The following is a 19,295-nucleotide window of genomic DNA, read 5'->3' on the forward strand; positions in this document are numbered from 1 at the left end:
AACGGCACGGTCACCTGCGCACCCAACCCCGTTAACCATGGGCAGGGCGCAAGCTGCACCGCCACGCCCGATGCGGGTTACCGCTTCACCAGTTGGTCGGGCGATTGCGCGGGCACGGGGACATGCCAGCTCACCAACGTGACCAGCCCGCGCAGCGTGAGTGCCACCTTCGCGCTGAACACCTACCCCATCAGCATCGCCCCCGTCACCACAAACGGCACGGTCACCTGCGCACCCAACCCCGTTAACCATGGGCAGGGCGCAAGCTGCACCGCCACGCCCGATGCGGGCTATCACTTCACCAGTTGGGCGGGCGATTGCACGGGCACGGGTGCATGCCAGCTCACCAATGTGACCAGCCCGCGCAGCGTGAGCGCCACTTTCACCCACGATCCGGTCGATGCCACCTGCGGCTCAGCGGCCAACGGCGCTGTGGCCTTCAAGCCCAGTGCGAATCTGTGCGTCACGGGCACGCCAGGGACCGTGCTATCCGCTGGCGGCCAATACAAATGGCAGTGCAGCGGTGAATATGGCGGCGCAGCGCAGCAGTGCAGCGCACCGTGGCAGGGTGCGGGCGGCAACGGCAATCTGGGGGCGGTGGAGGTGGACGGCGCGAATGGCTGGGAGATCAGCAGCGCCGCCTTTGCCTCCACCTTGCCCGCGCCCTTGCCGTCCCATGTGCGTGCGGTGCACGCGCCGCTGAGGCTGGTGCTGGGGCGTGTCGCTGGCAATGCAGATGCACAGGTGACCGTGCACTTCACCACACCAGTGCCGCGGGGGGCCGTTTATTACAAATACGGCCCCAGCCCTGACGGGCTGGGCTGCACCAGCGCTGCCTGCGCGCAGCCGCACTGGTATGCGCTGCCTGGCGCGCAGTTTGCGCCCGACGGCCTGAGCGTGACCTTCACCCTGGCCGATGGCGGCGTGGGTGACAGCGATTCCGTGCCCAACCAGATCACCGACCCCGGCCTGCCCGTGCTGCTGGCCCCGCAGGCCATCCCCGCACTCGGCCCCTGGGCGCTGGCGCTGCTTTCGCTGCTGGCGGCGGGTCTGGTGGCTGTGCGTCGCCGCGCGTTGGGCGGTGCTTGCGCACCGCTGATCAGAAAGTGAAGCCAAGCTGTCACCAAGGCAAAGCCGCCCCAGCGCCGGGTTTCAGATGAGTTGCCGGCGGGACTCAGGGGCTCCGCAAAGTTTCCTATTGCGACCCACGCATAGGCGCTGCCGAAACAGCGCCGCCGTTCAGTGTGTACAACGGGGGCCGCGACGACTTAGCGGGTGTGTACCGTCATACTTCACGCAAGCTGAATCATTTGCAAAGTTGCCATGTACACACTCCGCACATCACGTCCTGAAGATGGCGCCGGTCTGGTTGACCTTTGGCGGCGTTCCGTAGACGCCACCCATCACTTTCTCAGTCCCGATGATCGAAAGGCCATTGATGCCGAAGTGGTCGAGTTTCTGCCTCATGCGCCGGTGACTGTTGCTGTCGATGAACATGACCAGCCCCATGGCTTCATGCTGATCGATGGCACGCACATGGAGGCGCTGTTCATCGATCCGGATGTCCGCGGCACCGGCATTGGCCGCAAGTTGTTGCAGCATGGATTGGCGCTGCACGGGGCATTGAGCACAGACGTCAACATGCAGAACTCCCAAGCGGTTGGGTTCTATCAACGGATGGGGTTCGTTGAAGCTGGACGTTCGGAGGTGGATTCGCAGGGACGCCCTTATCCTCTTATTCACCTGCGATACCAGGGCTAGCTGGAAGCAGGCCGCAGCTCGCATGGGGCCTGCCTTGCAGCAGCAGCAACCCCTTACTGTGGACTGCTGCCCCCTTGGTTGACGCTCAGATACACGGTCGGCAACCACCGTTTTTGTACGCTTTGAATTTGATGGATAGACAACCAGATACAGGCATGAATTTGAAATTTAAGCGGCTCACTGAAGTTGATCCGGCTCACATTGTTTCGCTGAACAACAATCCAGATGTGCTGCGACAAATGCCGCTTGGAAGTGCGAATTTCGACCTGGCGAAAGCAAATGAATGGGCTCAGAAAAAGGATGCCCAGTGGCAGCAATACGGCTATGGGCCATGGGCGTTTGAAATTGATCAGCAATTTGCCGGCTGGGGCGGCTTGCAGTACGAGGAAGGTGATGCCGATCTCGCTTTGGTGCTTCACCCCAAGTTCTGGGGAAGTGGCAAGGCCATCTATCAAGAGATAGTGAAACGTGCATTCACTGGCTTGGGGCTGAACTCCATCACAATTTTGCTGCCACCTTCAAGAACCAGAATAAAAGGAGTTCTCAAGCTGGGATTTCGGCCAGATGGCGCATTGGATATCGAGGGGACTCGCTTTTTGCGCTATCGCCTGCATGCACCCGGCAAACCCGCTTGACCAGATATTTGAGCAGCGCGTCTTGATCCCACGCGCTCATACCTTGGCGAGGAAGGCCGCCGCATCACCCGCTTCACACTTCCAGTCTGCGAAGACTCCAACCAGGTTGCATTCCACGCAGTGGCAAGCGATGTAGTACCAGCGCACGTCGTGTGTGCCTTCGTACACGGAGACGCCGGACATCAGTTCGAACGTCTCGTTCTCGCACACGCACTCGTGTGCCTCGGGGGTGGCCTCTTCAACATATTCCGCGCTGTCGCCCATCAGGTGTTCCTGCCCGCAGTCGGTGCAGGTGCGGATGGCCACGCCGGCTTCTTCATCCGTCTGCAGCGCAAAAGTCCGGCACCCGCAATCGCATTTGGACGAGGCAAACCGGACGGCCTCATGAAGATTCGCAATGCTGTAGCTGCGCAGCTCGGCTTGGGTGTCGCCGGAAGTCGTCCCGTACCAGAACTCGCCCTTCTTCGTCAGTGCCATTGATACTGTTCCATTCTTCAAGTTGGGCCTCTCGGCAGACCTGACGCCAAGCGTTCCCGATGTTCCGGATTTTGCCTGATGGCACGGTGAATCGTCGCCAAGGGGCCGGGCCGAGGTGGACGCCGATTCTTGGAGATTGCAGCCAGCGACCATCAAGTTCAACTGTTGATCGCCGCCGATGTTCGATGTTGAAGCTCCTGCGTCCAGCTCTCAGCCTGAGACCAGTGTTCGGAAATCTGCAGCTGCCGGCTGCTCCGCAGCGGTTGCTGCCGCCCAGGGCTTCCTCGCGAGCTCGCTGCCGGTGCCGCGCGTCAGCAGCCGTGTGCACGCTTGTGCGAAAGGAAGAAGCGAAGCATCTCGGCGCTGGCGTCGATTCCTCCTGGCGTGGTGTAGCTGCCCTCTGAGCTGCCGCCGGACCATGCGTGGCCTGCGCCATGCAGTTGCCAGTGTTCAATGGCGGTACTTCCGTCGGCCGCGACATAGGCAGAGCGGGTGAATCGCTGGCGGTTCGGCGCATGGCCCTGGATGACGCGAGGTGCGCCTTGGGGACTTTGCGCGCTGCGTGCAGCATTCACCACGGCCGCGCCGTTGTCGTGGTGCACCGTCGTGTCGGCATCGCCGTGAAACACGATCACCGGACACACGCTGGGACCGCTGGCCGAGCCTGATGCTGCGCCTCTTCGCATCGCCTCGAGGGCTGATGGCAGATTGGACGCAGCACCGGCGGGCAAGCCCGAATGCACGCCCACGGCGGCGAACAGCTCAGGATAGGTGCGTCCCAATATGTCCGCCATTGCACCGCCAGCCGATAGTCCGGCGACATAGACACGCGATGCGTCCGCGCCATGGTCAGCCACCATCTGGCGTGTGAGGCCCGCCAGCAGTGCTGGCTCGCCCCGGCCCCGCTGCTGATGCTGGGCCTTGAACCAGTTCCAGCATTTTTGCGAGTTCGCATGCTGTGTTTGTTCAGGATAGAGCACCAATACACCAGCCCTGCGTGCCTGGTCATTCATGCGCGTGCCGGCGGCGAAGTCTTCCGGCCCTTGGGTGCAACCGTGCAGCATGAGGACGAGCGGCCGAGGCCCCGCTTCAAGTGCACTGCCTGGCGGCACATACAGCCGATAGGCCAGCTGCCGGCCTCCGTGCGAGTAGCTGCCGCGCAGCCATTGCTCGTCGCCGGAGGTGTCTGCCTGCGATGAGCCCGCAGGCACGGCGAGTTCGGGAGCATCGTCGATGAAACGGGCTTCGGCATCGACGATCCAGCCTTCTTCCCTGTGACTGGTTGCGGCGGTCTTGCCGTGGGGCGCGGGCGCGCTTTCGCCTCGCAACGTGCGCTGAATCAGCTCGGTTGCTTCCAGCAAATTGCCAGTGCGCGTCAGGCGTGTAGCCTCGCCCAGCATGTCGTGAAAAAGCTGTTTCATGGAATGGTTCTCAGGTAATGCGGCCGGCCAGAGCGGCACGAACGGCGGGGCTGGCCTGGAGCGCTCCCAGCACCGTGATGGATTCGATGGTTTCTGCGGCCAGCTGCGCAGGCACGTCCTGCGCGATGCTGGCCAAGCCCAGCACCCGGATCTGCAGCTTTTCCCCGGCAGCCTGCACCCGCAGGAGATCGGCCTGGGAGAAATGCTGCATACCCAGGACCAGCATCTTGCGGGCGACGACCTGTTGCAACGCGTCCGCGTGGCTGCGCAGGTGATTGCGTATCGCTGTACGGATGAAATCACTGCGGTTTGCGTAGAAGCCTTCGGCGACCAGCAGGTCGATTTGGCCCAGGTCGACATAGCCCAGATTAATGGTGAGCTTTTCGGATTCGCTCACGCGAGGGGTGGAGGTGGTAGTGGCCATGGAACATCCTTATGCCATCCATATGGATGGTTTGAGGATGGTTTCAAGGCCTGATGTTTCAATTTGGCGCTGCACGTCGTGTGGTGTCCGGTGGACGGGCTCTCCAGCGTGTCCGTCGCCATCATTGCCCTGTCACGTCTGGGCCTTAGGGTGGCCTAGCCGGGCCGCCGCGCCCGGCGTTGCTCAGCCATGCGCCAGGAGGCTCCATGCAAGATTTGCAGGCAGGCTCGCCGCACGGCCCTTGCGTTTGGGGCCAGCCCGGCGAACGGTTCAATACCTGGAGTCATCTGGCAGCCCTGCCCGTGGGCCTGGCGGCCAGTGTGGTTCTCATCTGCGAAACGGTGGCCGGCGGCGATGCGCGCAAGATTGGGGGCGCTGTGGTGTTTGGCCTGTCTCTGGCGGCGCTGTTTGGCGCATCGGCCCTCTTTCATGGCTGTACCGGGGTGCGCAAGGGTTTCTGGCAGCGCGTCGACCACGCCTGCATTTACCTGCTGATTGCCGGCAGCCACACGCCCTTTGCCTTGATGGCGCCCCCTGGCTTGTGGGCTTGGCTGCTGCTTGGCGGCGTATGGGGGCTCGCATTCCAGGGTGCGATACGTGCACTGGGTTTCGATTCGCCGCCGCGCCTGTCCCTGTACATCAGCCTTGGCTGGCTCAGCTTGGGGGGCGCGGTGCCGGTGGCCTTTCGCCATGGTGCGCAGACCCTGGCCTGGCTGCTCGCCGGCGGACTGCTCTATTCGGCAGGAACGGTGTTTTACCGTCGTCTGGCGAGCATGCGCCACGCGCACGGCATCTGGCATCTGTTCGTGGTCGCCGGCAGCGCCTGCCATACCGTCGCGGTAGCCGGTTTGCTCGCCTGACCTCCTGCCATTCATGGCTTCGACACCCTGCCGTCCTGATGAGGCTGTTTGCTTACGCAATTTCGGCGGGGCGGACCTCATCGAAAATTCTGGCATGGGCTTAAAACATGGTCGAGGCGGGGTGCATCTATCTCTTCCTCATCTTCGAGGAGAAGGCCATGACTGCATCGATTTCACTGAGGTCACTGCTTGGCAGGCCTCAGGACCCTGATCTTGCCGATCAGGCGGTCCCAGGGCACGGCGTTCCTTCGCAGGACACCGACCAGGCAGCACAGATTCGAATGGGCAAGGCAGAGGCCTTGCGGGAGTCCAAATCAACCATGGTGGCCGGCTTCATGATTTTTGGCGCAGCACTGGGGTCTGCACTGGGCGCAGCCGTGGGAGGACCGGTTGGAATATTCGTGGGGGGCGCCGTCGGTGGCCTGGTGGGCGCCGGATGCGGTGAGGCGGCTGGAGCCACGTGGATCAAACACAAGGATTGATGGACCGGCCGAATACAGAAACCCGTCCTTTGCGTCCATTGAAATCAAAAAGGGCCCGAGGGCCCTTTTTCGTTACGGAGCGGCTGGATTACTGCTTCGGTTGCCCTTGATGGGCTTGCTTCTTTTGCTCTTCAGCGGAGCCCGGCTGGTGCTGCTTGGGAGCAGTTTGCTGTGGCTGGGGCTTGCTGGGCTGGCCAACGGGCTGCTGGCTTTTGCCTGGCGTGTTCTGGGAAACGGACATGTGAAACTCCTATGGTCTTCAAAAGCCAAGATGGCTCCTGAAAGTCCACTGTGTTCCTGGTCCAGGTGATGGGATGTAGTCAAACCGGCCGCAGACAAATTATGTTGTAAGCGTGGCGGCACAAGGGTTTTCGGGGGGCTTTCTGGATGCGGGGGCCCGCAGGGCCAGGCACAGATGCCACTGCCGGTATGTGCGGTACCGCACAGAGCTGGTGGGCCTGGCCCGTAAGATGCAAGAGCGTCATTTCTGCTGTCTCCAGACTCTCTTGAAGTGCCGGGATGACTGCACTGGAATTGCCTTTATGCCCTCTTGCGCCGCGTCCACCGGCAATCATTTGCTCGACTCCTTGCCACCCGAGCCATGGCAGCGGTGGGAGCCTGCGCTGGAGCCCGTGGAGCTTGCCCTGGGCCAGGTGCTGTATGAAGCGGGCCGGGTCATGAGTCACGTGTACTTTCCCACGACGGCGATCGTCTCCCTGCTGTACGTGATGGAGAACGGTGCGTCGGCGGAGATCGCGGTGGTGGGCAACGAAGGGATTGTGGGCATTTCCCTCTTCATGGGCGGAGGGTCCACGACCAGCAGGGCGGTCGTTCAAAGCGCCGGCAGGGGCTATCGGCTGAAGGTCGGCGCCATGCAGGCGGAGTTTGAGCGCGGTGGCCCGGTTCTTCACCTCTTGCTGCGCTACACGCAGGCGTTGATCACCCAGATGGCCCAGACCGCCGTCTGCAACCGTCACCATTCACTTGACCAGCAGCTTTGCCGCTGGTTGCTGCTGAGCCTGGACCGGCTCCAGGGCACGGACCTGGTGATGACGCAGGAGCTGATCTCCAACATGCTCGGAGTCCGCCGCGAGGGCGTGACCGAGGCCGCGCTGAAGCTGCAGCGCGCCGAGATCATCCGCTATTCGCGTGGCCGCATCAGTGTGCTGGACCGTACGGGCCTGGAGCAGCGCTCCTGCGAGTGCTATGCGGTGGTGAGAAAAGAGTACGACCGGTTGCTGCCGGACATCACGGCTTGCTAGGTCCCGATCGCGGCCTCTTGCACAGGGATGACAAAGCAGCTGTGCGCTGCCAGCTCTGTCCAGCGCAGCCTCTGCGATACCTGGAGCATGACCGCCCCCTCCACGTCACACCTGGCCGCCAGCGCGTCGGTGCTGCCGCGAATCAGGAGAAAGCGCATGCTGCGGCCCTCCCGTTTCAATACCAGTTCGGCCTGGGGCCAATGGGAAGGAAGGCAGGGGGTGAAGAACAGTTCCCCGGCGTGGATGTGCAGCCCCAGGATGGACTCCACCGCGGCGCGATGCATCCATGCAGCCGAGCCCGTGTACCAGCTCCATCCGCCCCGTCCGACAAAAGGGGGCTGGGTGTATACGTCTGCAGCCATGGCGTAAGGCTCGATGGCGTATTGGCTGCCCCATACGGGATGGCTGGCGCGGTGGGCCGGACTCAGGTAGGTGAAGTACCGGTAGGGTGTGTCCTGGAGGCGCTCGCTGCCGGTGGCGGTGGCGGTGGCGTGCGCCGCCTGGCGCAGGGCCAGCGAAGCGGCGGCCATCACGGCCCACGCTCCGGCATGGGTGTACTGCCCGCCGTTTTCCCGCACCCCTGCCGGGTAGGCCTGGATGTAGCCCGCATGCGGAAGGCCATGGACCAGGGGCGGTGCCAGCAGCGGGATCAGACCTGTATCGGGCTGGACCAGCTCCGTGTCCACCGCTTCCATGGCAATGCGCGGGCGCGAGGTGCCTGCCGTGGTGACCAGGACCGACCAGGCCTGCGCAATCAGATCGATGCGCGCCTCGAGCTGCCGGGCCGAGCCCAGCACCGTGCCGTCATCGAAGAACGCCCGCCGGTACCAGCGCCCATCCCAGCCCGCAACATCCAGGGCCTGGCGCCAGCCGGACAGGGCTGTCTGCCAGGCGTCGGCGCGTGCTTCGTCGCCGCAGCCGCGTGCCAGCGGTATCCAGTCCGTGACGATGGCGCACAGGAACCAGGCGAGCCATACCGATTCGCCTCGGCCTTGGTGACCAACGGCGCTCATGCCATCGTTCCAGTCTCCTGCGCCCATCAGGGGCAGGCCGTGCACGCCCACGGCAAGGCTGCGGTCGATGGCGCGCGCCGCATGCTCGTAGACCGAAGCCGAAACTTCGCTGATGCCCGGTGTTTCGTAGACGTCGTCCACGCCGTCGGCAATGGCGGGCGCCTCCAGGAACGGAACCTGCTGCTGCAGCAGCGCCATGTCGCCAGTGGCCTGGAGATAGTGCGAGCAGGCGAAGGGCAGCCACAGCAGGTCGTCGCTGCAGCGGGTGCGCACGCCAGCACCCGCAGGCGCATGCCACCAGTGCTGCACGTCCCCTTCGAGAAATTGCCGTGACGCGCACAGCGTGATCTGTTGCCGCAGCACGCCGGGATCGGCCCAGACAAGCGCCATGGCGTCTTGCAATTGGTCGCGGTAGCCGGTGGCGCCTCCCGCCTGGTAGAAACCGGCCTTGGACCACAGCCGCGAGGAGACCGTCTGGTAGGGCAGCCAGCGGTTCACAAGCACGTCCATCAGCGGATCGGGCGTGTGGATCTGCGTGGCCTGGAGCAGGCCATCCCAGTAGTCGCTGTTGGCCTGTTCTCGTGCCTGGGGGGCCAGGACGGTGGCTTGCTCCAGCAACTGGCGCGCCGCATCGGGACTCGTTGCATGGCCGATCAGATAGGTCTGCTCCCAGGTCACGCCGGGCCGAAGCGTGGCCAGGCGCGACAGGGCTGCGCAGGGTTCGAGCCCGTATCCGCTGCGCTGCCCCAGCTGTGCCGGGAGCTGCAAATGTCCGTCGGATGCAAAGAACTCGCTGCGGTCGCAGGTCCAGTCAAGGCTGTCGTGCTTTCCCGCGAGGGTGCCTTCGCCGGCATGCGATTCGCAGAAGAAAGCCGTGCCGCCGCCAAAGCCGCCCGCAGCCTCGGTCTGGGTGCATAGCAGGCCCAGAAAGCGCTTGTCGGGCGCCGGTGCCCACAGGGCCATGGTCTCCAGCGTGGCGCGGTCGGCCCGGCGCTCGCCCAGCATCCACTCCACCATGCCCGCCATCCTCAGGTGCATCTTGGAGTTGCCATGGTTGACCACGGTGATGCGCACTTGCTTGACGGCCGTCCTGATGTCCACGCACCAGCGCGCACGGATGCCCAGGTCGCCGTGGCGGTGGGCGATTTCAGTGAAGCCCTGGCCATGCACCACGCTGTAGCGGGCCTGGGCATGCCCCCAGGCGCTGGGGGCCACGCTCCATGTCTCGCGTGTGCGCCGGTTCTGGAGAAAAAACCACTCGGACGGCATGTCGCAGACGGGATCATTGGACCAGGCCGTGACCTGATTGAGCCGGCTGTTGATCGCCCAGGTATTGCCTGCGCCGCTTTCGGATATCTGCCCTCCGAAGCCGGGGTTGGCCAGGACGTTGATCCAGGGCCTGCCCGGACGCCGGGATGCGCTGACATCGAATTGGAAGTGGCCATGGTCGCCGAGGAACTGTCCGGTCGACGCGGGGACAGCTGAGCCCCGGCTTGGCTGGACCGGTATTTTCTGGGGCAGATGCGCTGTGCGCCGCCGGCTGGCCTGGGCCTCGAACTGCTCGCTCCAGGCATGGATCTGTTGCAGCAATGCACGGCCATCGGCATGCAGGCGCACACATGCCAGGCGCTCCAGGCAGGCTGCCTGTGCGGGGGTGAGCGTGTCCTGGCCCAGGACATGAAAGCCTGTCGTGCTCAGCCCTGGGCGGGCGTTGCCGGCCGCCTCATGCTGTTCGCCGATGGCGTTCAGCTCGGCCTGCACCGGCATGTAGTAGGAGTGGAACTCGCTGCTGAGCACGACCAGGTCGCAGGCCACGCCGGCGCGCGACCATTCGCCCAGGGCCTGTCCCAGTATGCGCAGCAGGCCCAGGCCCTGGGGCGCCGCGGCACTCACCACGATGATCGGCCTGTCGCCCGAAAGGCCCAACTGCCACAGCACGCGCCGGTCCTGGATCTGCGGCAGGCGGACGGCGCCTGCGCGATGCGGGTGCAGGCCGGGCTGCAGCTTGGGCAGGGTGAACATCAGCGCCGTGCCCAGCAGTTGCAGTGCCGGCAGGTACTCGGGCCGGGGCCGGTGCTGCAGGGCATCCTGGCCCTGCGCCAAGGTGGCGGAGATCACGGAGGTGCGCTCCACATAGCTGGGCTGGCGGTACTTGTCCAGGATGGCCATGAGGGTGCTGGCACTGTCGCAGGCAGCCGTCGCAAACACCACGCTCACTTGTCCGCCAGGGCCCACGCGCATGCGCACGCCCAGCACGGCGACGGGATCCAGGCCGGTGTCCAGCGCGACAGCTTCACCCGGTGCGGGCTCCAGGCACGCCTGCGGCTGACTGGCCGCGTGATTGCGGCCGGCCCATTTCGCCCGATCGCTCTGGTAGCGCAGGCCCAGGACCTCCCCCTGCGTGCCGGCCACGAAATGGGCCATCTGCACCACCTTCTCCTCCTTGTGGCGGGCAACCCGCTCAAAACGCATGCCCTGCTGCTGCGCCAGCCACTGCGCCTTCACGAACATGCTGGAGAACGCCGGGTGGGCCTCGTCCGCGCCCGCGCCGGCCAGGACCACCTCCATGGCCGATATCAGCTCCACGTCCATGGGCAGGTTACCCAGGTTGTTCAGCACGACCTTGCGCAGCTCTATATCGTCTTCAGGGCTGATCCAGACCGTGGTGCGCACACGCCATTGCGGCCAGCGGGCATCGAAGCACATGCGGTCCGGGTGGAACGTGCTGGTGTAGGCCGCCTGCGGGTCGGGCGCAGGGCTGCGGGTCACGGACACCGGGGCGCTGTCCCGGTCCGTTCGCAGGTAGACAAAGCTCCCGTGCGCATCGCGCAGCAGGTCGTCGCGCCAGCGCGTGATGTGGGTGTTGCCCAGGCGGCTCCATCCGGCTCCGTTGGCGCGCAATGCAACGCTGTAGCGCCCATTGCTCAGCAAGAGGGTCGGCTCCAGGGCCCGGGCCCCCGGGACGACGGTGCGGATCGCGTTGGCAGGCCTTCGGGACTGGGCATGCAAAAAGGGTGCGGCCAGCGCGCCGGGCCTGAGGCCTGCAAGCTCGCGGGGGGTGCGCTCCTGCAGCAGCGTGGACATGGCCTGGATGCGGGGGTGGTCAGAGCCCCAGCGCTGTGCAACCCCTTGCAGCAGCACATTGGCCAGGGCCACGATGGTCATGCCCTGGTGATGGGCCATGTAGGTGCTGACGAGCGTGAACCTTCCGCCATGGATCTGCCGTGCGGCAGAAAAGTCCAGGGCCTCGTAGAAGCCATAGCGCCCGCGCGCAGCCAGGGCGGCCAGCGCGCGGAAGTTCGCGCACGCAGGTACCGCCGCCACCTGGCAGGCCAGCGCCGTGGCGTAGGGGGCGATGACTTTCTCTGCCATCGGCGTGCGGCGCAGTGCCAGGCAGGGCACTCCCTGGGAGGCGTACTGGTAGGCCAGCGACTGGTCGCGCGCCGCATAGGCGCTTTCCGACATGCCCCAGGGAATGCCCAGGCCCTTGGCAAAAGCCATCTGCTCGCGCAGTGCGCAGCGGTTGGCCTCGTCCAGCGCGCTGCCCGCTGGCTCCACTGCCACCAGCGAAGGCATCAGGTACTCGAACATGGACCCCGACCAGGACCGCAAAATCGCGTTGCGGCCATGGGCGAAGAACGGCCGGCCCAACGCCTTCCAGTGCCTGGCGGGAAGGTCGCCCTTGGCAATGGCCAGCAAGCTGGTGGTGCGGGACTCGGAGGCCAGCAGGTCGTAGAACGATGCGTCGAGTTGCTGCTCCTCGAGCCGGTAGCCTATGTGCAGCAATTGCCGCCGCGGGTCGAGCAGGAAACGGAAATCCGCATCCCACGCCAGCTGTTCCAGGGTGTGGGCCATCGTCCGCAGGCGCAGGGAGATCGCATCTTGCTGTCCCGCGCCGACAGCGCTGACGTCCAGGGCCGCCGACTGCAGGGTGGCCAGCAGGTCGGCCAGCAGCCATGGCAAGGGGTCCTGCGGCCCGGGCGGGGTGTCGGCCACGGCCCCAGGTTCCGGCAGATCGAGCGCGTGAAGCTCCGCAAAGGCGTCGCGCAGCAATCCCTGCAGCATCATCTGGGCCGATATGTCTGCGGGATCGGCCAGGGGGCTGTCCAGCAATTGGCCGATCGCCGTCTGCTGCAGCGGGCGCTGCAACAGGCGCGCTGCGCCCGCCAGGCAGGGTTTCAACCGGCGCCTGGCCGCACGGATCGCCTGCTGGCTGGCCGCAGGATCCAGCGGGGCGCGGGCCAGCTCAAGGCAGGCGCGGGATACGGCAAGCAGATGGGCTCCGAGGTTGCCGCTGTCCACGGTGGAGACATAGCGAGGCAGCAGCGGCTGCAGGCTCTGAGTGTCATACCAGTTGAGGAAGTGGCCGTTGTGGCGCTCCATCCTGGCCAGCGTGGCCGAGGTCGCTTCCAGGCGCATCAGCAGATCCTGGGTGCCGATCCAGCCGAACTGCCGCGCACAGGCGGCGCTGAGCAGATAAAGGCCGATGTTGGTGGGAGAGGTCCGGTGGGCGAGCACCTCGAACGGCGCCGTCTGAAGGTTGTCCGGGGGCAGGTGGTTGTCGCCTTCGCCCACGCAGCGCTCGAAAAGCCGCCAGGTGTCACGCGCAATGTCCTGCAGCAGTTCGCGGTCTGTGGTCTGCAGCCCTGCATGGCTGAAAGGGGCCCGCCACGGGGCATTGCACAGCCAGACCAGGGCCGGGGTGAAAACCCAGGCGGACAGCAGCAGCCATGCCGCGGCTGGCAGCGGGGCGGGCAGCAGCCACAGGGCCGCCAGCAGCGCAAGCGCGAGCACGGTGCTGTGCCAGTGCCTTGACAAGGCCGGCGCCCAGCCGGGCCGGATGGCGGCATGGGATGCTTCGGCGGTGGTCCATTCCAGCAGATGCCTTTTGCTCACGGCCATGCGGTACAGCGTGCGGGCCACGGCATCCGCGTGGAGCATGGCCTGCGGCAGCAGTTGCGCCAGGTACCACGCGCCGGACAGTGCCACCTGCAGCAACTGCCTTGCGCACTGCAGGGCGAAGCGGCTGCCCACGAATCGCGCATGGTGCGGAAGGGCACCGGCGATGGCGCCTATCAACGGCCCGGTGATGCAGGCCGCCGCCGCCAGTGCCAGGGACAAAGGCAGGGCCAAGCCATGTCCTGCCATGGACAGCACGATCAGCAGCAGCGACACGGGCGCAACCAGGGAGCGGCGCAGGTTGTCGAACAGCTTCCAGCGGTGGACGGCCGCCAGTTGCCAGTACCTGCCGTGCCACAGCACGGGCAGCAATTGCCAGTCCCCGCGCACCCAGCGATGCAGCCGGGCTGCTGCCGTGTCGCTGTGCAGCGGGTCCGACTCCATCACGGTCACATCGGAGATCGCCGCGCAGCGGGCCAGCGAGCCTTCCAGCAGGTCATGGCTGAGGATGCGGTCCTCGGGCAGGCGCTGCGACAGCACGGCGTGCAGGGCCTGCACATGGAGAAGGCCCTTGCCGATGAAACTGCCTTCTCCAAAGAGGTCCTGGTACACATCCGAAGTGGCTGCGCTGTAGGGGTCCATGCCCCGCTGTCCGGAAAAAAGCCACTGCCAGGCAGAGGTTTGCCGCGTCTGCGGCAAGGGTGCCACCACGTGCGGCTGCAGGATGCCGTAGCCGCGTATGACCTTGCGCCCGGTGGCATCCAGTTCAGGCTGGTTGTGCGGGTGCTCGGCGATGCCTACCAAGGCCCTGACCTGGCCCGGCGGCAGTTCGGTGTCGCTGTCCAGCGTCAGCACATAGCGCACGCCGGCAGGCAGGTCGGACAGCACGCCCATCTCCAGGAAGGGGGCCGGCATTTCCGTCGCCAGCGCGGCCACCAGTTGCTCGAGCTTGCCGCGCTTGCGCTCCCAGCCCATCCACAGGCCCTGCGTCGCGCTGAAGGACCGGGGGCGGTGCAGCAGCAAAAAGCGCTGCGCCTGGCCCTCGCCGGCGGGGTAGCGCAGGTTGAGCGCCTGTATCTGTTCGCGTGCCTGCGCGAGCAGCGGCTCATCGTCTGCCGTGCCCTGCAGGTCCGCATCCACCCAATCGCTCAGCAGCGCGAAATGGACACAGTGCTCCAGATTGGCGAGATAGTGCAGCTGCAGGCGATGCGCCAGTTCGGAGATGGCAGCCGGCTTGCTCAGCAGCGCAGGAATGACGACCAGGGTGCGCGCCGAGGGGCCGATCCCCTCCTTCAAGAGAAAGCGCGGCAGATGCGCCGGAGTGGCGGACTCGCATATGAGCCGGTTCACCAGGGCCAAAACCGCCTCGGAGGCCGGGAAAAACATGAGCAGTCCCAGCAGGGCCAGGCCTGCATGGCCCACCCATGCGTCCAGCGGGCCCAGGGGACCCAGCGGACCCTGCATCGCGGCGGCATTGCCTGCGCCGTTGAGGTGCAGCATCCATGCCACCAGGGCCAGCGAAGCCGCCACAACGGCGCCGATGTAGGTGACCGTGCGCGACAGCAGGAGGATGGCATACCAGCGGTCCGAAAGGGGCCGTCGCGCGCCGAACATGTCCTCCAGTTGGGCGCGTCCCTCGCCCTGCAGCCAGTACCCGGCCAGTTGGGCTGCGCCCTGCGACTGGCCCATCAACCGGATGAGGGCCCTGGCCACGGCGGCCTCGGAGCGATCAGGGCTGCGCGCGGCCAGGCGCTCTATGCCATGCAGCGTAGTGTTGCGGCTGGCATCGTCCTCGGCCAGGAAAACGGGCGAGGCTTGCAGTGCGCGCACAACCAGGCTGGTCCTGCCCACGATACCGGGCCAGTCCCCGGCGCCCACCAGCCGCAGCGAGGCCACCGCATTGCCCACGCTCAGGTGGTCGGCCGCGCTGTCGGCATGCTGCTGCACCTGCAGTGCCGCCAGATCGGGCACTGCACTGCGCAGCCACTCTTCGATCTGCATGTACGCGCCGTCGCTGAAGACCGAGCGATGCCCGAAGAGTGTTTGCGCCAGATGGGACAGGAAGACCTGGCCTACACCGCGCAATTGCATCAAGCGGTGGATTTCGTGGAAGCCGGCGGCATCGAGCCTGTCGATATGGCCCGCAGCCAGGGTGGCCACCTCCTTGGCCGCCGCCTGGCACGCAATACGCTCCGCCAGGCGCCTCAAATTCTCGATCAGAATCACCCGCAGCGTGGTGGGCAGCGCCCAGAGCTCACCCTGGCTGAGTTCGCTCTTGCTCTGGTATGCGTCAAGAAAACAGGTCAATAGCGATTCATCGAAGGCACCATCGGTGTGGGCGACAAAGGACCATGCCACCTGGTAGATGCGTGGAAGGCCTGTGAGCGGGGCCTCCTGCAAGACGGGCAGCGAGCGGTAGTAGCGGATGGAAAGGCCTTCGCTGATCTCCCGCAGCTGATCCTCGATCAGGTGGAAATTGTCGAAAAGCCACTCTGCGCCGGATCCCAGCTCATGGCCCTCCTGGTGCAGGCCGGCGATGTACCTGAATGAGGTGCGCAGGGATCTGAGATTGTTTTCAAGACGTGGATAGAACGTCGCCTGGCCAAAACGTGGGCGGCCCACGGCATGCGCGCCCCCCAGGGTCATCCCATACTGTTCAAAGTGTGCGCAGCCAAAAAGCTCCGACCTGATGGGTGCCAGGACTTCTCCATGGCGGGCATCCAGCAGGTGGCTGATATGTGGCGGTATCCATTTCCAGCGCTTGCGCATTTGCATTCATGGCTTCCGGGCAACGCACTACAGTGCAAGCCACACGACGGCGGCCAGGGTTGCGATCAGCAGCATTCCCGTCAGCGTGCGCTCGCCCAGCATGCGGTGGATGGCCGTGAATCCCGTCCAAAGCGCGAGCAATGGCCTTCTCAGCGCATCGCAGTGCGCCAGGTGCTCGGTGAGCATGAGGCGATCCATCTGGGACAGGCTGGCAGGCCCGCCGACGCAGGAGGTGTCCCAGGTCGGGACGAGGTTGGAAAAGCGGGGCATGGGCGGAACTCCTGGTGCGGATTGCGGGGATGCAATCCCTTGGACACATGCCCTCTTGTAGGGAGCGCAGGCCGCGGCGTCTGTGCGCAGACGAACATTCACGGGCAACACGTGGCGATGTGCCCTACCGCACCGACGGCGATGTGCGAACAGGCCACTGTGGGACGGCATGGCAGGCACAGCGCAGCGCGTGGGTGCGGTGGACGGCGTTCCTGACCAGGGCGGGCAGCCTCCACGCCATGCGCCAGTCCACTACGTTTCAAAGAGGTTCTCCCATGAAAAAAATCAAGGTCAATGCGCTCGCCCTGGCGGCGACAGTCCTGCTGATGGGCCTGGCCGGCTGCGGCAATATGTCCAAAAGGGATCAAAGCACGGCGATCGGTGCGGGTGCAGGAGCGATCGGCGGGGCCGTGCTCACAGGAGGCAGCGCTGTGGGAACGGTCGGTGGTGCTGCGGTCGGTGGAGTGATCGGCAACCAGGTCGGCAAGGACAAGAAGTAAACCGTGCCATGCAGGCTTGGCATCCTGCATGGCCATGTAGAAATCGCTGGCGGATCAAGGGCTTGTCTGTGAAATGGTGAAGGCGATATTCATCTTCCGGATCTGCGAATCATCCGTTTCCCTCAAGCATGGCGAATTCTGAGGAACACCATGGCTCAAAGGTATCCAAGGCACATCGGATCAAGAAGAACAGGTGCTTTTTTTGCAGACGAAGCAGGCCTTCGCCCCCACGCCATCCAGTCGGATTTCGAGCGAAATCACTGGCTGGGCGTCTCCGTGGAAAATCGAATGCGCAAGGGGCTTGAAGCCTGTTTGCAAGGCCTGCAGCGGCAATGCGATTCACTGCGCGAGGAGTTGCACAACACGCGTATCGCCCTGGGAAAGGCGCATTTCGAGCTTGACAGGACCAAGGCGGATGAACGCGCAGCGCATCACCTGGCGACACATGACCATCTGACCTCCCTGCCGAACAGGTTCTCATTCCTGGATCGGCTTTCCAGGGCGATCGGCTTTGCCATGCCCCAGGCCATTCCCATCGCGGTGTTGTATATGGATCTGGATGGCTTCAAGACAATCAACGATCTCCATGGCCACAGTGCAGGAGATGAAGTCCTCAAGGTCGTATCGGGCCGCCTGAGATCCTTCATCCGCCGCGAGGACCTGGTGTGCAGGCTGGGAGGCGACGAGTTCGCATGCCTGCTGGAGCCCTCTCCGGAAATGGAGCAGCTGCGCGCCTTGGCCAGAATGATCTGCAGGGAAATAGCCAACCCCATTCACTGCAACGGGCTGGAGCTGAAAGTGGAGGCCAGCATGGGCATCGTGATCGCACACGAATGGCCTGTGTCTGCGGAGCAATTGATTGCTGATGCGGATCGCGCCATGTATCGGGCCAAGCGCATGCGCAGCGGCTATCAGTTCAGTGTTTTTGAGGGCACTTAGGCCCGCCCCGTAAGCAGCAATACCACGACCACCACCACCAGCAGGCTTATCGCGATGCTGGGAGCGTATCCCCAGCTACGGCTGTGGGGCCATGAAGGCAGAGCGCCTACAAGCACCAGGATCAGGACGATTAGAAGAATGGTGGTCAGACTCATGATGCTCTCCAAGGCGCTTTGCAATGCACGGCGTAGAGTTGCATTGCATCGTGTTCCCAAGCGATGGTCTGTGCGCTGGCGCACGTCCTTGGATTTTTGAATTTTTGACTTTGGTCTTTCAGGCCGGGGTGCCCATGATTCTTGAATAGATTTGTCTGTCTGCCGCGTAGCAGCTGCACGCCCTGTTTTCCAGCGCTGCGCGGTTCAATACCATCATCTCACCACGTTTGTAGGCAATCATGCCGTCGTTCTGAAATCTGCTGGCGATGTTGGTGATGCTGACACGCCGTACGCCCAGTATCAATGCCATGAATTGCTGTGTGACATGAAAGCTGCCGGCACATCGGTCGCTGCTCATCAACAGCCATCGGGCCAGACGGGAGGCTGCCGTATGGTAGTTAAGGCAGACTGTGAAACGTGCCTGTTGATGCAAGCGCACAAGTATGAACTTTTTAATCAATTCACCGAGCATGGGGATCTCTGTGCACTGCTTTTCTAAATCCGTGCGGCTTATTCGCCAGCAGGTACCAGATTGTTGTACCAAGATCTTCCAAGGAGGAGGTGTTGCATGGCCTAGAATGATTTCTGACCCGACCATCGCCTCATTCCCTACCATGCCTATTCCCAGGGAATGTCCCAGGGAATGGTTGCTGTTGATTTCCATGACCAAGGAGATGCATCCGCTTTCAGGAAAGTAAGCGTGCTCCATGGGGTTGCCTGATTTGCTCAATTCTGATAATGCGATCAATTCGAAGATTTCACAGTGCTCAACAAAGTGATCTGCCGATGAAGGATAAAGCAGGCGTATTATCCTGTTTTCAATATTGGCATGGTGGGCGCCCGAATTTTTCATACAATTCCAATGAAATGAGTTTCGTCCATTTCTCGTGATGGATACCTCGATGACTGACGCTGAAGCCGGTCATCAGATGATTTTTCTCTTCAAGCAGGCCGCACTATTGATCATGGTGCTTTTTTGATTCCATGTATGTGCGGCTGCGTACGCAAAGCCCGCTGCCGGGAAAGTGGTTTTTCATATGAAAATCAGTTCTGCTGCCGAATCCGAGATGAGGTCATTTAATTGCGCATCCAAAATATTTTTTCCATGATGTGCGCTGGCGAACAGAAAAATAGCAAAAATAGATCCAAAAATAACGCTGGCCGGCCTACGCAACTAAAAAAACGAAGAAATGCCACGCACGGAAGGCGCCATGACCGCCAATTCAAAATCTCGGAACTTGGGCGCCGGCAGCGCCTTGCAGAACAACCAGCGAGTGACCGGTCTTGACCGTTGCAGCCACTCACGCACTGCGCCGTGAATGTCGCAGTTCAGCCTGAAGCAGCCAACCCAAGCGGGCGTCGCAACCAGCCGCTCCTGGCCGAACCAGCCCCCGATCACTCCATCCCAAAATCCACCCACCCCATCCC

General features: G+C 63.7%; 16 protein-coding genes. 8 read left to right on the forward strand and 8 right to left on the reverse strand.

The annotated features are described in order from the left end of the window. The 3 genes from IAE24_RS28790 to IAE24_RS28800 all read left to right on the forward strand — a co-directional run. Window positions 1-1,110 (forward strand): IPTL-CTERM sorting domain-containing protein (locus tag IAE24_RS28790; RefSeq protein ID WP_199962455.1); only part of this gene is annotated, 1,110 nt, incomplete at its 5' end. Window positions 1,111-1,323: 213 nt separating this feature from the next. Next, window positions 1,324-1,761, forward strand: coding sequence for an acetyltransferase (locus IAE24_RS28795; protein WP_199962454.1), 438 nt, complete (start codon window positions 1,324-1,326; stop codon window positions 1,759-1,761). A gap of 155 nt (window positions 1,762-1,916) precedes the next feature. Beyond that, window positions 1,917-2,396 carry a GNAT family N-acetyltransferase gene (locus tag IAE24_RS28800; protein ID WP_180319263.1) on the forward strand — a complete coding sequence of 160 codons (480 nt, stop codon included), beginning with the start codon at window positions 1,917-1,919 and terminating at the stop codon, window positions 2,394-2,396. A 36-nt stretch (window positions 2,397-2,432) separates the two neighbouring features. Here the strand turns inward: IAE24_RS28800 and IAE24_RS28805 are convergent, their stop codons facing one another. The 3 genes from IAE24_RS28805 to IAE24_RS28815 form a co-directional block, all read right to left on the reverse strand. Next, on the reverse strand, window positions 2,433-2,873 hold the full coding sequence (locus IAE24_RS28805) for a hypothetical protein (protein WP_013801890.1): 441 nt from the start codon (window positions 2,871-2,873) through the stop codon (window positions 2,433-2,435). Between the two features lie 311 nt (window positions 2,874-3,184). Continuing rightward, window positions 3,185-4,294, reverse strand: coding sequence for an extracellular catalytic domain type 1 short-chain-length polyhydroxyalkanoate depolymerase (locus IAE24_RS28810; RefSeq protein ID WP_199962453.1), 1,110 nt, complete (start codon window positions 4,292-4,294; stop codon window positions 3,185-3,187). 10 nt (window positions 4,295-4,304) lie between these two features. Then, window positions 4,305-4,718, reverse strand: coding sequence for a CopG family transcriptional regulator (locus IAE24_RS28815; RefSeq protein ID WP_034394959.1), 414 nt, complete (start codon window positions 4,716-4,718; stop codon window positions 4,305-4,307). A gap of 206 nt (window positions 4,719-4,924) precedes the next feature. Between IAE24_RS28815 and trhA the strand changes: the two genes are divergently transcribed. From trhA to IAE24_RS28830, 3 genes are all read left to right on the forward strand, one after another. Then, on the forward strand, window positions 4,925-5,578 hold the full coding sequence (trhA, locus tag IAE24_RS28820; protein ID WP_199962452.1) for a PAQR family membrane homeostasis protein TrhA: 654 nt from the start codon (window positions 4,925-4,927) through the stop codon (window positions 5,576-5,578). Between the two features lie 158 nt (window positions 5,579-5,736). Continuing rightward, window positions 5,737-6,060, forward strand: coding sequence for a bacteriocin (locus tag IAE24_RS28825; protein WP_199962451.1), 324 nt, complete (start codon window positions 5,737-5,739; stop codon window positions 6,058-6,060). Window positions 6,061-6,602: 542 nt separating this feature from the next. After that, the gene (locus IAE24_RS28830; RefSeq protein ID WP_034398720.1) at window positions 6,603-7,322 is read left to right on the forward strand and encodes a Crp/Fnr family transcriptional regulator; all 720 of its coding nucleotides are present in this window, start codon (window positions 6,603-6,605) and stop codon (window positions 7,320-7,322) included. On the opposite strand, the gene IAE24_RS28835 is transcribed toward IAE24_RS28830, so the two are convergent. Together IAE24_RS28835 and IAE24_RS28840 are read right to left on the reverse strand one after the other, a co-directional pair. Next, window positions 7,319-15,856 (reverse strand): GH36-type glycosyl hydrolase domain-containing protein, encoded by an 8,538-nt coding sequence (locus IAE24_RS28835; protein WP_442778815.1) that lies wholly within the window; start codon window positions 15,854-15,856, stop codon window positions 7,319-7,321. The genes IAE24_RS28830 and IAE24_RS28835 overlap by 4 nt on opposite strands. 174 nt (window positions 15,857-16,030) lie before the next feature. Further along, window positions 16,031-16,273: a hypothetical protein gene (locus IAE24_RS28840; RefSeq protein ID WP_013801897.1), complete on the reverse strand. Its 243-nt coding sequence runs from the start codon at window positions 16,271-16,273 to the stop codon at window positions 16,031-16,033. A 275-nt stretch (window positions 16,274-16,548) separates the two neighbouring features. Here IAE24_RS28840 and IAE24_RS28845 point away from each other — a divergent pair, with 275 nt between their 5' ends. Both IAE24_RS28845 and IAE24_RS28850 read left to right on the forward strand, forming a co-directional pair. Continuing rightward, entirely contained in the window at window positions 16,549-16,773 is a 225-nt protein-coding gene (locus IAE24_RS28845) for a glycine zipper 2TM domain-containing protein (RefSeq protein ID WP_013801898.1), read from the forward strand. A 150-nt stretch (window positions 16,774-16,923) separates the two neighbouring features. Then, window positions 16,924-17,712: a GGDEF domain-containing protein gene (locus IAE24_RS28850; protein ID WP_080736917.1), complete on the forward strand. Its 789-nt coding sequence runs from the start codon at window positions 16,924-16,926 to the stop codon at window positions 17,710-17,712. Here IAE24_RS28850 and IAE24_RS28855 read toward each other — a convergent pair. The 3 genes from IAE24_RS28855 to IAE24_RS30490 all read right to left on the reverse strand — a co-directional run. Continuing rightward, on the reverse strand, window positions 17,709-17,867 hold the full coding sequence (locus IAE24_RS28855) for a DUF3309 family protein (protein ID WP_034398712.1): 159 nt from the start codon (window positions 17,865-17,867) through the stop codon (window positions 17,709-17,711). The two genes, IAE24_RS28850 and IAE24_RS28855, sit on opposite strands and share 4 nt — an antisense overlap. Window positions 17,868-17,985: 118 nt before the next feature. After that, window positions 17,986-18,720: a Crp/Fnr family transcriptional regulator gene (locus IAE24_RS28860; protein WP_199962449.1), complete on the reverse strand. Its 735-nt coding sequence runs from the start codon at window positions 18,718-18,720 to the stop codon at window positions 17,986-17,988. A 321-nt stretch (window positions 18,721-19,041) separates the two neighbouring features. After that, a partial coding sequence (locus IAE24_RS30490; RefSeq protein WP_233626424.1) for a hypothetical protein occupies window positions 19,042-19,295 on the reverse strand: 254 nt, incomplete at its 5' end.

Origin of the sequence: Delftia sp. S65 (genome assembly GCF_016516495.1) — a bacterium.
Classification (GTDB): Bacteria; Pseudomonadota; Gammaproteobacteria; order Burkholderiales; family Burkholderiaceae_C; genus Comamonas; species Comamonas acidovorans.

Coding starts and splice junctions, on each gene's coding strand:
- IAE24_RS28795 (WP_199962454.1), top strand. CDS start 1,324: ATGTACACACTCCGCACATCACGTCCTGAAGATGGCGCCGGTCTGGTT.
- IAE24_RS28800 (WP_180319263.1), top strand. CDS start 1,917: ATGAATTTGAAATTTAAGCGGCTCACTGAAGTTGATCCGGCTCACATT.
- IAE24_RS28805 (WP_013801890.1), bottom strand. CDS start 2,873: ATGGCACTGACGAAGAAGGGCGAGTTCTGGTACGGGACGACTTCCGGC.
- IAE24_RS28810 (WP_199962453.1), bottom strand. CDS start 4,294: ATGAAACAGCTTTTTCACGACATGCTGGGCGAGGCTACACGCCTGACG.
- IAE24_RS28815 (WP_034394959.1), bottom strand. CDS start 4,718: ATGGCCACTACCACCTCCACCCCTCGCGTGAGCGAATCCGAAAAGCTC.
- trhA (WP_199962452.1), top strand. CDS start 4,925: ATGCAAGATTTGCAGGCAGGCTCGCCGCACGGCCCTTGCGTTTGGGGC.
- IAE24_RS28825 (WP_199962451.1), top strand. CDS start 5,737: ATGACTGCATCGATTTCACTGAGGTCACTGCTTGGCAGGCCTCAGGAC.
- IAE24_RS28830 (WP_034398720.1), top strand. CDS start 6,603: ATGCCCTCTTGCGCCGCGTCCACCGGCAATCATTTGCTCGACTCCTTG.
- IAE24_RS28840 (WP_013801897.1), bottom strand. CDS start 16,273: ATGCCCCGCTTTTCCAACCTCGTCCCGACCTGGGACACCTCCTGCGTC.
- IAE24_RS28845 (WP_013801898.1), top strand. CDS start 16,549: ATGAAAAAAATCAAGGTCAATGCGCTCGCCCTGGCGGCGACAGTCCTG.
- IAE24_RS28850 (WP_080736917.1), top strand. CDS start 16,924: ATGGCTCAAAGGTATCCAAGGCACATCGGATCAAGAAGAACAGGTGCT.
- IAE24_RS28855 (WP_034398712.1), bottom strand. CDS start 17,867: ATGAGTCTGACCACCATTCTTCTAATCGTCCTGATCCTGGTGCTTGTA.
- IAE24_RS28860 (WP_199962449.1), bottom strand. CDS start 18,720: ATGAAAAATTCGGGCGCCCACCATGCCAATATTGAAAACAGGATAATA.